At 45.1% G+C, this 13,009-nt stretch carries 10 protein-coding genes; 4 read left to right on the forward strand and 6 right to left on the reverse strand.

The genetic code is table 11. The features are described 5' to 3' along the window. Positions 1 to 116: 116 nt before the first annotated feature. The gene (locus JGK07_RS25410) at positions 117 to 473 is read right to left on the reverse strand and encodes a hypothetical protein (protein ID WP_293179548.1); all 357 of its coding nucleotides are present in this window, start codon (positions 471 to 473) and stop codon (positions 117 to 119) included. A gap of 373 nt (positions 474 to 846) precedes the next feature. Here JGK07_RS25410 and JGK07_RS25415 point away from each other — a divergent pair, with 373 nt between their 5' ends. Continuing rightward, the gene (locus tag JGK07_RS25415) at positions 847 to 5,454 is read left to right on the forward strand and encodes an NACHT domain-containing protein (protein ID WP_293179545.1); all 4,608 of its coding nucleotides are present in this window, start codon (positions 847 to 849) and stop codon (positions 5,452 to 5,454) included. A gap of 19 nt (positions 5,455 to 5,473) precedes the next feature. Beyond that, a complete protein-coding gene (locus tag JGK07_RS25420; RefSeq protein WP_293179542.1) occupies positions 5,474 to 5,710 on the forward strand; it encodes a hypothetical protein in 237 nt (78 codons plus the stop codon). 106 nt (positions 5,711 to 5,816) lie between these two features. Here JGK07_RS25420 and JGK07_RS25425 read toward each other — a convergent pair whose 3' ends face one another. The 4 genes from JGK07_RS25425 to JGK07_RS25440 form a co-directional block, all read right to left on the reverse strand. Further along, positions 5,817 to 6,149, reverse strand: coding sequence for a XisI protein (locus tag JGK07_RS25425; RefSeq protein ID WP_293179539.1), 333 nt, complete (start codon positions 6,147 to 6,149; stop codon positions 5,817 to 5,819). Positions 6,150 to 6,181: 32 nt separating this feature from the next. Next, positions 6,182 to 6,802 (reverse strand): Uma2 family endonuclease, encoded by a 621-nt coding sequence (locus JGK07_RS25430; RefSeq protein WP_293179536.1) that lies wholly within the window; start codon positions 6,800 to 6,802, stop codon positions 6,182 to 6,184. Between the two features lie 168 nt (positions 6,803 to 6,970). Then, positions 6,971 to 8,728: an ABC transporter ATP-binding protein gene (locus JGK07_RS25435; RefSeq protein WP_293179533.1), complete on the reverse strand. Its 1,758-nt coding sequence runs from the start codon at positions 8,726 to 8,728 to the stop codon at positions 6,971 to 6,973. Between the two features lie 80 nt (positions 8,729 to 8,808). Then, positions 8,809 to 9,288 carry an FxLYD domain-containing protein gene (locus tag JGK07_RS25440; RefSeq protein ID WP_293179530.1) on the reverse strand — a complete coding sequence of 160 codons (480 nt, stop codon included), beginning with the start codon at positions 9,286 to 9,288 and terminating at the stop codon, positions 8,809 to 8,811. A gap of 96 nt (positions 9,289 to 9,384) precedes the next feature. Between JGK07_RS25440 and JGK07_RS25445 the strand changes: the two genes are divergently transcribed. Continuing rightward, positions 9,385 to 10,140, forward strand: coding sequence for a Uma2 family endonuclease (locus tag JGK07_RS25445; protein WP_293179527.1), 756 nt, complete (start codon positions 9,385 to 9,387; stop codon positions 10,138 to 10,140). Between the two features lie 57 nt (positions 10,141 to 10,197). Here the strand turns inward: JGK07_RS25445 and JGK07_RS25450 are convergent, their stop codons facing one another. Then, positions 10,198 to 11,901 carry an NAD(P)/FAD-dependent oxidoreductase gene (locus tag JGK07_RS25450; protein WP_293193544.1) on the reverse strand — a complete coding sequence of 568 codons (1,704 nt, stop codon included), beginning with the start codon at positions 11,899 to 11,901 and terminating at the stop codon, positions 10,198 to 10,200. Positions 11,902 to 11,999: 98 nt separating this feature from the next. Between JGK07_RS25450 and JGK07_RS25455 the strand changes: the two genes are divergently transcribed. Continuing rightward, positions 12,000 to 12,914, forward strand: coding sequence for a PPC domain-containing protein (locus JGK07_RS25455; RefSeq protein WP_293197271.1), 915 nt, complete (start codon positions 12,000 to 12,002; stop codon positions 12,912 to 12,914). Positions 12,915 to 13,009: the final 95 nt, after the last annotated feature.

The raw sequence follows: 13,009 nt of genomic DNA on the forward strand, positions 1-13,009 counted from the left end.
GAGCGCTGAAGCGCAACTACATACCTTAAGACCGCGTGGGCGCTCTTTTAATTAGATATGAAAGAGCGCTGAAGCGCAACTACATACCTTAAGACCGCGCGGGCGGTCTTTTCTTTTTATGCGTCTAAGATTTGGCGAATCCGGCGCTCTAAAAGTTCGAGATCGAGGCCGCCTTCATCGCGACTGATGCGGCGCACGGTGACGTTAACATTGTTCAAATCTGCCAGCAAATCTTGGAGGATTTCTTGTTGCTGGCGGGCTTGAGTTATTTCGCGCGGTTCCTGCACTAAATCGCGAACAATTGTATCTTCGGCGCGCGAAGCAACGATCGGGTCTGCTTCGCCGTCTACGTGCACGAAAGTGCGCCGGCCCGGGCCCCGTTCTTCTTCAATTGGGATTACTGCTGTTACTCGATCGGATCGCACATATTTGCCAAATCCTAGGTGGACTAAGACGGAAGATTGTATTTTCATAGATAGCAAGTTTTATTTGTAAGTTATCTATATTTTAACTTTTTCACTATGAAACGACAACTAATATCAAAGCTTTTTTTACTACAATATATGTCGGTTTTTTCTCTGTTTTGAAGTTGTCAAATCGAGAAAAAAATGCTAAGTTAATTAACTGGATATAACTTGCCAACGGTTGGTCAGAAACCGGGTTTTTCACGAAGAGACGCGTTGCAGCCCACAGATTCGGTAAAAACCCGGTTTCTTTTGTTGAAGCGCGTAAATCCTGTTAACATAAAAATAGAGCAATGTGCGATCGCCCGCAGCGCATTTCAGGGACACAGCCTACCGATTCTAGATTTGAGCGTTACTCCCACGGAAAAACAGGAAAGCCTAAATGATCCCAATTAGTCTCGACTTAGTTATCAGCCTCCTGACAGCCATTCCCTTCGGCACCATCAAAGACAAGCTTCAGCGCAACGAAACAGTCATCAAATTATTAAAAAGATTTAACCTCGACCCCGATGCACCGCCAGCCGATTTTAGCGGAGTTTACGTTTATACTTTAGTAGAATACGGCGCTGGCAAACCCAAGCAGATTTTAGAACTGTTTCGCCAAAAAGAGATTGAATCAGCATTTCGTAAAGCCTTCGAGTCCGATAGCCCAGCAATTTTAATTCAAGCAGGCGATGACTTTCTCAATGAGTCTGCTTTGGGCCAAGAACTTCGAGATTTAGGCATTGACCCCAGACGGGAGTTTATGGCATTTGCGGCCGTGTTTATGGAAGTCGCAAAGCGGACGCGATCGATCGGCGATGTGATGGTGGGAAATGCGATCGCCTCTTTGCAAAAACGCCTATCTATGGTAATGGATCGCATCGAACGCCTTCCCACTCTCGAAGGAATTCGCACGGAGTTTGCGCGGTTGGAAGCCGAAGATTATCCCGCACTTCCCGCAGCCACATCAACGAATATTCAAAAGTCTCAAGCTTTTATTTTATCACAACAAGTGCGCGGTTGGTTTGAAACCTTAAATTATCAATTTGAAACCTATCAAATCTCGGAAGATAACTATTTTGAATGGATTATCAATGTTCCGGTGAGACGCAAAAAGTACGATCGCATTTTAGTACGCGGTATCGCCGGAGAAGCCGGACTCAGGGACATCTTAGCCTTGCGCGAGTCGGTGGAAAAGCAGCGCACCGATGAAGGCTGGTTAGTCACCGCCCGCCGCATCAGTCGCGCCGCGCGGGATGAGGTAGAAAAAGATGAAAATCGCGATCTAGCTTGCTATACCTTCGATGAATTGCTGGATCAAGATGCCGATTTTACCGCTTATCTGGATTGGCTAGAAACTGAAATTACCAGCCGAGGAATTGATACGAAATATGTGCCGCTAGCTTGTACGAAAGAAGAAATTGACCCCGATACTCACCGCAAAATAGGAGTGAGTCATTATGGCGATCGAGATGGGTGGATTGAAGGTTATATTGATTTGTGGTTGGATGACCCAGTAAAAGAACATATTTCAGTTTTAGGAGAATTTGGAACCGGGAAAACTTGGTTTGCGATGCACTATGCTTGGATGGCGCTGCAACGCTACAAAGAAGCTCAAAAGCGCGGCTTAGAACGTCCGCGTTTGCCGTTAGTAATTCCCCTGAGAGATTATGCTAAAGCTGTTAGTGTGGAGTCGCTATTTTCTGAGTTTTTCTTTCGGAAACACGAGATACCTTTGGCGGGTTATTCGGCTTTTGAACAACTAAATCGGATGGGTAAGTTTCTGTTGATTTTCGATGGTTTTGATGAAATGGCCGCTAAGTGCGATCGGCAAGAAACCATCAACAACTTCTGGGAACTAGCAAAAGCCGTCGTTCCGGGTGCGAAAGTTATCCTGACTTGCCGCACCGAACACTTTCCTGAAGGCAAGGAAGGACGGGCATTGTTCAATGCAGAACTGCAAGCTTCAACAACCATTTTAACAGGCGAAACTCCCCAATTTGAAGTCTTAGAATTAGAGAAATTTAACGACGCGCAAATTCGGCAAGCGCTGTCAGTTCAAACAGAAGCAACTACTGTCGAAAAAGTGATGGGAAACCCGCACTTATTAGATTTAGCGCGCCGCCCGGTGATGACTGAGTTAATTTTGGAAGCATTGCCCGATATTGAAGCAGGAAAACCAGTCGATATGTCGCGGATATATCTGTATGCGGTGCGACGGAAGATAGAGAGAGATATCAAAGCTGAACGCACTTTTACTTCTTTAGCAGATAAGCTTTACTTTTTGTGCGAACTGTCTTGGGAAATGCTGTCTACCGACCAAATGAGTCTGAATTATCGCGGTTTTCCCGATCGCATTCGCGGCCTGTTTGGTGCCATCGTCCAGGAGGAAAAAGACTTAGACCACTGGCATTATGACATGATGGGTCAAACGATGCTAATCCGCAATGCCGACGGCGATTATACTCCGGCGCACCGTTCGCTGTTAGAGTTTTTTGTCGCTTATAAATTTGCGGCGGAATTGGGAGTTTTAGCGGCAGATTTTACCGAATTAGTTGCGCCGGAACAGTCTTGTTTAGATCCTGATGTTGAGGCTCAATTATACACTTGGTCTAATTATTGTCGGCTTCAGGCGCAGAAGAGAAATCAGAACGAATTGATCGCGCCTTTCAAGGGATTTGTTGCTGAAGATTTAGGGCAACTTCGTCAGAGTTTCGGACAAGCGCCACTGACGAAAGCAGTGATTGATTTGTTGTTACCTATGTTGGAGGTTATTTCCCCCCCCTTGTTAAGGGGGGCCGGGGGGGATCGTGACGATGCCAATCACGAGAGAACCCCCGAATTCCTATTAGAGAGAGAGGATAGTGACGATGTTAGCCAGAAGAGATCCCCCCAACCCCCCTTAAGAAGGGGGGCTTTAGAGAAGTCGCCCCTACTAGAAATTATGGAAGAAACGCGGGGAAAAACTGAAAGCGAGGTGGGTTATGTGGGAGGGAATGCGGCGACGCTGTTGGTGAAAATCGATCGCACTGCGTTAGAAACAAAAGACCTTTCTCGTGCAGTTATTTTAGGTGCTGATTTTACAAATGCTAGCTTGCGCCGCGTCAACTTTGCTGAAGCGAATTTAGCTAATTCTGCTTTTACTAAAATCTTCAGCAGTATTCGGTCAGTAATGTTTAGTCCTGATGGCAAACTGTTAGCTACAGGTGATACTGATGGCATAGTTCGCTTGTGGGAAGCTAGCAGTTGCAGAGAAATATTGACCTGTAAAGGACATAGCAACGTAGTGGAGTCAGTTGCCTTCAGTTCTGATGGTAAGATACTTGCTAGCGGAAGTTATGACAAAACAATTAAGTTATGGGATGTCAAAACTGGTGAATGTTTAAAAGTTTTGCAGGGACATACCGAATCAGTAATGTCTGTCAGATTCAATCCTGATGGAAATATACTCGCCAGTGGGAGTTTTGATGGCACGGTAAGGTTATGGGATATTCGTACTAGCGAATGCTGCAAAATTTTGCAAGACCATACTAAAGTGGGATTTTCAGTGGCTTTCCATCCTGGTGGTGAGATACTTGCTACTGGGAGTGGTGACCAAACAATAAGGGTATGGAATATCAACAGTGGTGAATGTCTAAAAATATTTGAGGGACATACTAAAAATGTGTTTTCAGTTGTTTTCAATTCTACTGGTGAAATACTTGCTAGTGGCAGTGGCGACAAAACAGTGAAGCTGTGGAATATCGGTAGCGGTGAATGTCTCAAAACTTTGGAGGGACATTTCGATCAAATACGGTCGATCGCCTTTAGCCCAAATGGCGAAATACTTGCAAGTGGAAGTTACGATCGCACTGCAAAGCTGTGGGATATCCGCACTGGTGAATGCTTGAATACTTTGCAAGGACATAGCAATCAAGTAGGGTCAGTTGCCTTCCATCCTGGGGGTGACATACTTGCTAGCAGTAGTTACGACCAAACGCTGAATCTGTGGGATATCAACAGCGGTGAATGCTTGAATACACTGCAAGGGTATAGCAATCAAGTAATGTCGATCGCCTTCAGTCCCAACGGTGAAATGCTGGCCAGCGGCGATGACGAGAAAAAAGTCAGGCTGTGGGATGTCAACACTGGTGAGTGCCTCCAAATCTTGCAGGGGCATCTCGATCGGGTACACTTAGTTGCCTTCCATCCAAACGGTGAAATACTTGCCAGCGGTAGTTATGACGAAACATTGAGGCTGTGGAATATTCGCAGTGGTGAATGCCTTCATACTTTGCCAGAATTTGGCAATGAAGTACGGTCGATCACATTCAGTCCAAATGGTGAAATACTTGCGAGTGCAGGTTATAAACAAACGGTGAGGCTGTGGGATATCGTTACTGGCGAATGCCTCAAAACCTTGCAAGGGCATAACAATTTTGTATACTCGGTTGCTTTCAGTTTTTTGGGCGAGATATTTGCCAGTGCAGGTTTTGACGGAACGGTGAGGCTGTGGGATATCCATAGTGGTGAATGCCTCCAAATTTTGCAGGCGCATACGGGTTGGGCACGCGGAATCGCCTTTAGTCAGAACGGTGAAATACTTGCCAGTGGAAGTATCGATCGAACAGTAAGATTATGGGATGTCAAGAGTGGTGAATGCCTCCAAATTTTGCAGGGGCATACTGATTGGATACGTTCAGTTGCTTTTAGTTATTCTGGTAAAATAGTTGCTAGTGGAAGTGTAGATGGAACGGTAAGAATATGGGATATCCGTACAGGTGAATGTCTAAAAATTTTGCAAGGTCATACCAGTAGAATTAACTCAGTTGCCTTCAGTTCAAATGGAAAAATTATTGCTGCTTGCTGTCGGGATGGCACAATTATAATTTGGGATGCTGGGACGGGTGAGTGCCTCAAAATACTGAAAAGTGACAGACCTTATGAAAACATGAATATTACCGGAGTTACGGGTTTAACGGAAGTTGAAAAAGCCACCCTCAAAGCTTTAGGGGCTGTGGAAAATTAATCATCGCCAAGGAGGAACTATGCAGTCAGCAATACGGATTACCACCAAAGTTCTTGCAGGAAATAAACTTGAAATTCAAGTGCCACCTGGTTCTGTGGGTGAAGAGGTTGAAGTGTTTGTGATTATACCAGAACACATCTCGATCGCCCAAGAAAATGCTTGGAAAACTTTTTTTGATAGTTTAAATATGTTCTCGGAGGACTTTATGCTAGTCAGAAATCAGTTGTCTGTGGAGACGAGAGACGGTTTAGAATGAAATTTTTACTACGCCACTGACGCGCGGGTTCAGAAACCGGGTTTTTTCGATAAAATTTCGTTGTGTCCAGCAGATTCGGCCAAAAACCCGGTTTCTTTGGTTAAAGTTATCCGATCGCAAATTCACTCAATTTTCGCATCATCGGCGGGTCAAACCCAAGTACAATATCTTCTTTGGGAACTCCCAATTCAACGAGTTCGTTAGCAATACCCACTTCAGTGCCATCCTGCTGAATCCAGATTTTATTATCCATAATATCCAGGTGCAACACCGGGCCATAAACTCGCCGCTGATTGCGCCAGCCTACATAGATTAATTGATAATGATCGCGATCGATATCAAAGATAGTTTGAGCCTGAATTCGCTCATCCCACACCAGACTAGCGTGTTGGGAGAGTAGATTTTGGATATGTTGCCGATAAAGGTCTACATTTGCCATTGTGCGTCTAAATCTCCATATCCAAAACAATCCTATTCTTCTCTTTGGATAGATCCAAAAACCTGTTCCACAGTCAAATTAAGTTCGGGAAAGCTACAGGATAAAATTCGATCGCCCTCTCGGAACTGGCTAGCCTGATATTCCCCCTCAACCAACTGATAAACCGAGATTGTAGGTTGTTTCGGATTGCCAATGAAGCGTCTGCCACCCAAAGCAGCATAATCCACAACCCAATATTCCGGGATACCCAATCTTTCATAATCAGCCACTTTAACCAAGTAATCATCTTGCCAGTTCGTGCTAACTACCTCGATCGCAAGTTTAACAGATTTACCTTGGGTAATAATCGATGATTTTTTCCAAAGTGGCTCCGAAATCAAGGCTGGCTTGTCTAATACTATGATATCTGGCTGATATCCTGTCGTCGCTCCTAGAGGCTTGACAAAATAGGTTGATGGTGTTATGTAAGACAGATTAAGGCGATCGATTTCTACGTTAATTTTGCGGATGAGAAAACTTGTAACTTCCTCATGGTCGCCGTTTGGATTCATCTCAACTATTACTCCATCTCGTAGCTCGAAACGTCCTTTGCCATCGGGATACCACTCTATAAATTCCTCGAATGTTAGTAGTTTGGCTGTGGTTTGAATCATGTTGGCACGGCCTCTTCTTTTTAACTGGAATCAGTAAATCTCCAGTTGGATAACTTATTGTACCATTCTTGATATGACTTACGCGCGAGTAGTCAGAAACCGGGTTTTTCCTTTGAATACTTCCTTGAGGCCAGCAGATTCCGCCAAAAACCCGGTTTCTAGGATACCCTACTGACTAAATTGTTGAGCGTAATAACGAGCGTATCGATCGCCCTTTTCGAGCAATTCCTCATGGGTTCCCGATTCCATCACTCTACCTTTTTCCAAGACCAAAATCCTGTCAGCCTTCCGCACAGTCGCCAAACGGTGCGCGATAATAAACACAGTCCGATCGCGCATCAATCTTTCCAAGGCCTCCTGCACCAAAGCTTCCGACTCCGAATCTAGCGCCGATGTCGCTTCATCGAGGATCAGAATTCGCGGATTTAGCAAGACTGCACGGGCGATCGCAATTCTTTGTTTTTGTCCGCCCGATAAATTTACACCCCTTTCTCCTACCCAAGTTTGATAGCCGTCGGGAAACTCAGTAATGAATTGATGGGCGTTAGCAATTTCCGCAGCTTTCTGTACATCTTTCAGTTCGTAATAAGATTGACCGAAAGCAATATTTTGAGCAATTGTACCCGAAAATAAAATAGTTTCTTGCGGTACAATTCCGATTTGTCGGCGCAGCGTATTTAATGTCACATCTTGAACATCAATCCCATCAATTAAAATTTGTCCGGCTTGCGGATCGTAAAATCTGGGTAACAAGTTTACTAACGTAGTTTTCCCCGCACCGGATGCGCCGACAAGCGCAATCGCTTCTCCGGGAAGTGCGAGTAAACTCATACTTTGTAAAATCGGAACCCCCCCTAGCCCCCCCTTATCAAGGGGGGGTTGAGGGGGGTAGGCAAAATTAATGTTGCGGTATTCGACTTTTCCGGTAACGTGGGGAAGTTCGATCGCACCAGGCTTTTCGACGACTGTTGATTGAATGGCTAAAAGTTCAAAAATGCGATCGCTAGAAGCCTCTCCCTGCTTAAAATCGCCGTAATTTGCAGTGGTAATTGCGATCGGATCGATTAACAGCGCTACTCCGGCGATATAACTGATAAATTGCGTACCAGTGAGATTTCCTTGAGCAATTTGCCAACCACCGAGGAAAAACAGCAAAATCACGCTCATCGCTTCCAGAAAGCCAACTACGACGAACTGGAGTGCTTTTATGCGTTCTGACAAATACTTAGCGCGGCGGTTTTGTTCGGCTTCTTCTGCAAAGCGGGCAATTTCGTAGTCTTCCGCCACAAATGCTTTGATTAAACGAATGCCGCTGAATACTTCTGTTAGCAAAGCGGATAAATCAGAAATCCGATTTTGACTTTCTCGCGAGTAACTGAGCAGTTTCTCGCCAAACCAGCCAATTAATATAGCCATTAACGGTGCAATGATTAATGCACCCAAAGTTAATTGCCAGTTAAGATAAATCATATATCCCATGACTGCAATTAGCTGCAAAACACAAGGGATAAATTGATGAAAAAATTTATTTACGACTTCGCCAATGCGGTCAATATCTTCTGTGAGGCGGTAGGATAAATCTCCGGTTTTGGCAGTTTCAAAGTAGCCGAGATTGAGGTTTTGGAGGTGTGCATAAACTTTTTTGCGGATTTCTAAAGCAATAGTCAAAGCTGCTTTTGCCATCAGCGTATCTTGACCGTACTGGGCGATACCACGAATTAGAAATATGATGGCGCTGAGTGCAGCAATTTGAGCAAACCCTTTTAAATCTCCTTTACCTATAAATTTGGCGGTTTCACCAACCAGCCACGCGATTATTGGCCAAAATATGGTAAAGACTACGGTACAAGCTAATGCTTTACCGATGGTTTGTTTTTGGGGACGGAGGTAGGGTAAGATTTGCCAGTATGTCGATCGAGCTTTCAAGATATTTTGCCCTCGCAAGTTCTGTTTTTAGAGATATCTGAGCCAGAATATGATATCAGCGATCGGGCAAATCTTCGCAATCATTCTTGACCCTCAGCATGAGTAGCCCGTACTTTAGCCCCCGCCACAACTGCACCCCGAAAGGCGGCCGATTCTCCGGGTGCAAGACTAACGGGTTGAGTATCGATAAATCCGTTGTCTATTAAATTGCCTGACTCGTCCAAAACTTCATAGTTGACTTTGACATTTTTGATAATTTTGCAGCCTTGATTCAACACTTTTCCGCTGAAAAAGCTGCCGTCATAATTTGCCGTCGCAATTGACACTTTCGCCGCAATGTTAGCACCGGTAATGCAAGTTGGGGAACTTCCCGATGGCTGTTTTTCGCACAACTTGCCTAAGTCTACTATTTTGCCTTCGGTGGTTTTTAGGTAGCAAAATGGTTCATTAATTAGTGAGTTTTGAGCAAGGGTATTTGTAGAGTCTGCAATCAAAGGGCGAGCCGATATCGGCGAGATTAGCAAACTTGATAAAGCTACGGTTAAATGTAATATTTTCATATTTGTTTGGGATTTAATGAAATTAATTGTACCAGATAATTTCGCTAAAATTTACATTGTGCTATGATAAGACATCAAACTTTTGAAAATAAAGTCATGGTCGTTACTCAAGATAACCCCAAACAAAAAGCGATCGCCCTGACCGTAACTTGGGAGAAGTTGCCAGACGATTTCCAATTAGAAGAAAAACCAGTGGAGAATACAGGTCAACCGCTAATTGCTGGAGCACTGCGAGAAATCTTAGAACTGAGAGGATTAATCGGCCCACTAATGCTGATTGCCAGCAATTTTGGGATTTGCGCTACTGTCAACGGCGAGTTAGTTATCAAAGCACCAGATTGGGTTTACGTACCTTCGGTATTGCCCGCAGAGTCGAGAATTGACCGCAAAAGTTACACCCCAAACTTGGAAGGAGAAATCCCGACCATTGTGATGGAATTTTTGTCGGAAACAGACGGCGGGGAATATTCTACTAAACGTACTTTTCCTCCGGGAAAGTGGTTTTTTTACGAACAAATTCTGCAAGTCCCAACTTACATCATTTTTGACCCAGAAACTGGATTGCTGGAAGTATATCGCTTGCAAAATGGCAACTATGTACTAGAATTTCCCGATGAGGAAGGTCGTCACTGGATGGCAGATTTTGGTTTGTATTTAGGAACGTGGAGAGGGGAGAAAGAACAGCGTACAGGCTATTGGTTGCGCTGGTGGGATGAATCAGGAAATCTGCTGTTGTGGGGCGTAGAACAGTTAGCAGTAGAACGCCAGCGAGCCGATCGCGAACGGGAACGAGCCGATCGACTGGCTGAGTATTTGCGCGATCGGGGAATCAACCCGGACGAGATTATTTGATGAATTCTACGCGATATTTGTAGGGACACGGCAATGCCGTGTCCGCAATTACTCCTATTATTTAATACTCGGATTCCTATTCCCAAGATTCCGGGCTCCCGGAACTTTTCGGCTGGGACGACGATTGTTCAAACTGCTAGCAGTTCGAGCATTCACAGCATCAACAGGAGCTCTTAAACCCAAGTCTTGCAAAATTTCTACAGCCGCCCTTTGTCCAGTTTCGCAACCGCCTTCCATGTAACCTTGATTTTCTAGCGAAGTGTGTTCTCCGGCAAAATATAAATTGCCAAATCGTTCGCCTTCGACGCGGTGCATTTGCGTCCACTGTCCGACTAAATAGCAGGAATAAGAACCTTTAGAAAAGCGTTCTCCCGGCCAATAAACTCGCACTGCTTTTCCCGATCGCAAATTTCTCACTCCGGGAAAAACTCTTTCAAATTGTCCCAAGAATTTTTGTGCTTGGTCTTCAGGAGTTCCGCTACCGATCGACAAACCTTGCTTTCCTCCTGTAAAATTAGTGATCAAACCGTTAGCAGTGGGAGCAAAAGCCGTAGCTTCCCAGGTATTCTGGAATCCTAAATCGGTATAAACAGAAGCAGTCGATCGATAAGTTTCTCGCCAAATGCGACTGCGGTAGCCAGTAATCAGCTTAGAATTAGTACCGTAACCCAATTGCTCGATCGCCCTACGCTTCGGTTGCGGCAAAGGCACGTTAATTTTAACGTCTCGGAGAGTGCTAAACGGCAAAGTTAGCAAAACCCGTTCATAAATACGCTCAAAGGCGCTTTCACCCGATCGCAAATTCACCCGATAGCGGCCATCCGGCAAAAAAGTAATCGCTTCCAAAATTGTCCCCGTCTCGATCGAACCAGACAATCGATCGGCTAAACGGTTGACAATTTGACTGTTACCGCCGTCTATTTGATAACGCTGATCGCTGTCGCCGTACAATTCAAAACTGCCAGATTCAGAACCGATTAAAAACAGCAGATTTAACGCCGACTGTTCCTCGGGATCTCGACCGTATTCTATCGTGTAAGCAATGCGGAGCAACTGCCGGACAATTGTGCTAGTATCAGCTTGGTTTACATATTCAGCGATCGAAAGATTGTCCAATCTTTCCGCTGGTTCTGTAAAATCTTGATAGCTAATGTTATCTCCGATCGCACCCAAATCTGCACTAATTTTACTAGCAAGGGGCCCAAAATCAGAGATTAATTGCGCTAGAGAAAATCGTCGCCCTTCCAAGAAAAAAGTATCCTTTACCAATCCCCGCTGTACGTTAACTAAGTCGATCGCCCGCAAACCCAATTCCGTCGCCAGCGAGATCAAAGTAGTGTGGCCGCTATCAATAAATTCTCCTCCCAGCTCGGCCGAAATCGCTGTTCCAGCCACCCTAGGAGCCGTGCGAATCCGTCCCCCCACGCGGTTGCTTGCTTCGATAATATCGGCACGCACGCCCCCCTGACGCAAGCGATAGCCCGCCGTCAAACCAGCAATCCCCGCACCCACAACCAAAATGGGCGATCGACCGCGCGCTTGAGCAAAAGCCCCCTCTCCCTCCCGGGTAAAAGTCGCAGCAGCAACGGCTCCCGCCGCCGCTAAACCCCCATGCAGCAAGTGCCGCCGAGATATGGGAAAATTGGGAGTGCGATCGTCCAGCATCCCCAGTAATTCATCAGCCGGAATGCCTGTTTCCCTTGACTTTTGGGCAATACTCGCAGCGCGGCGCAGCATTGCCATCAGTGCAGATTTAGCCATAATTGAGACGCCCTCACAAAAAAAATGATGTAAACTGAATTCTCGATCGAATTTGATTATGCACTTTCCAGATTAAAGTACAGAGAGATTTTTTAATAATGCTAACCCTCAGAACACTGTTCGACAGCAAATTTTATCTCGAAAACAACCCAGATGTCGCCGTAGCAGTCGCCAGAGGCACAGTATCGACCCCCTTCGATCACTACCAAAAAATTGGCCAATTTGAAAATCGTGACCCTAATGCCCTGTTCGACGCCAGCTATTATTTAGACACCAATTCAGATGTTGCAGTGTCAGCCGAAAAAAACAAATTTTCCGGCGCCCAGCACTTTATTAAATTCGGTCAATTTGAACGGCGGAACCCCAACCCTTTCTTCGATGTGGGTTTTTATCTGACAAGCAACCCGGATGTGCAAACAGCAGTCCAAACCAATCAATTTAGCGCCTTTGAACACTACTTGAAAGTCGGTCAATTTGAAAACCGCAAAGCCAGCATTTTTTTCGATCCCAGCTTTTATCTAGAAAGATATCCGGTAATAGGATCAGCAGTCAGCAGTGGCGCAGTTAAAAGTGCGATCGACCATTACATTCAATTCGGTCAACAAGAAGGATTGTTGAGCGCTCTCCCCGTTCCCGCCGACGATTTGAGCACAGCCCAAAACCTAGGTGTTCTCACAGACAGTCTAACTGACAACGATTTTTTGAGTGCTACCAAACCAGCCGATATTTACAGTTTCATCCTCAATACTCCCAGTCTTTTCAGTGCAACTGTTGATGGTTTGAGTGCAGATGTGGATGTAGAATTAATTCAGGATCTCAATGGTAACGGCGTAGTTGGATTAGACGATATTATTGCTTCATCTAACAATTTAGGTACGGCTTCAGAAAGAGTTGTAAGCAATGGGGCTTTGCCTGCGGGGACTTATTTCGTCCGCGTTTCTCAATTTCAAGGCGATACAGATTACAACTTGAGATTGCTATCTGCTCCCTCAGTAATACCGCCCCAAACTTAAAATCAAATTAACGTATTAGGTACGTAGTTGCGCTTTAGCGCTCTTTATAATATTAGGAAAGAGCGCCAAGATCGCAACTACGTACCTTTTGAGAT

Origin of the sequence: Microcoleus sp. PH2017_24_DOB_U_A, assembly GCF_020738205.1 — a bacterium.
Lineage (GTDB): Bacteria > Cyanobacteriota > Cyanobacteriia > Cyanobacteriales > Microcoleaceae > Microcoleus.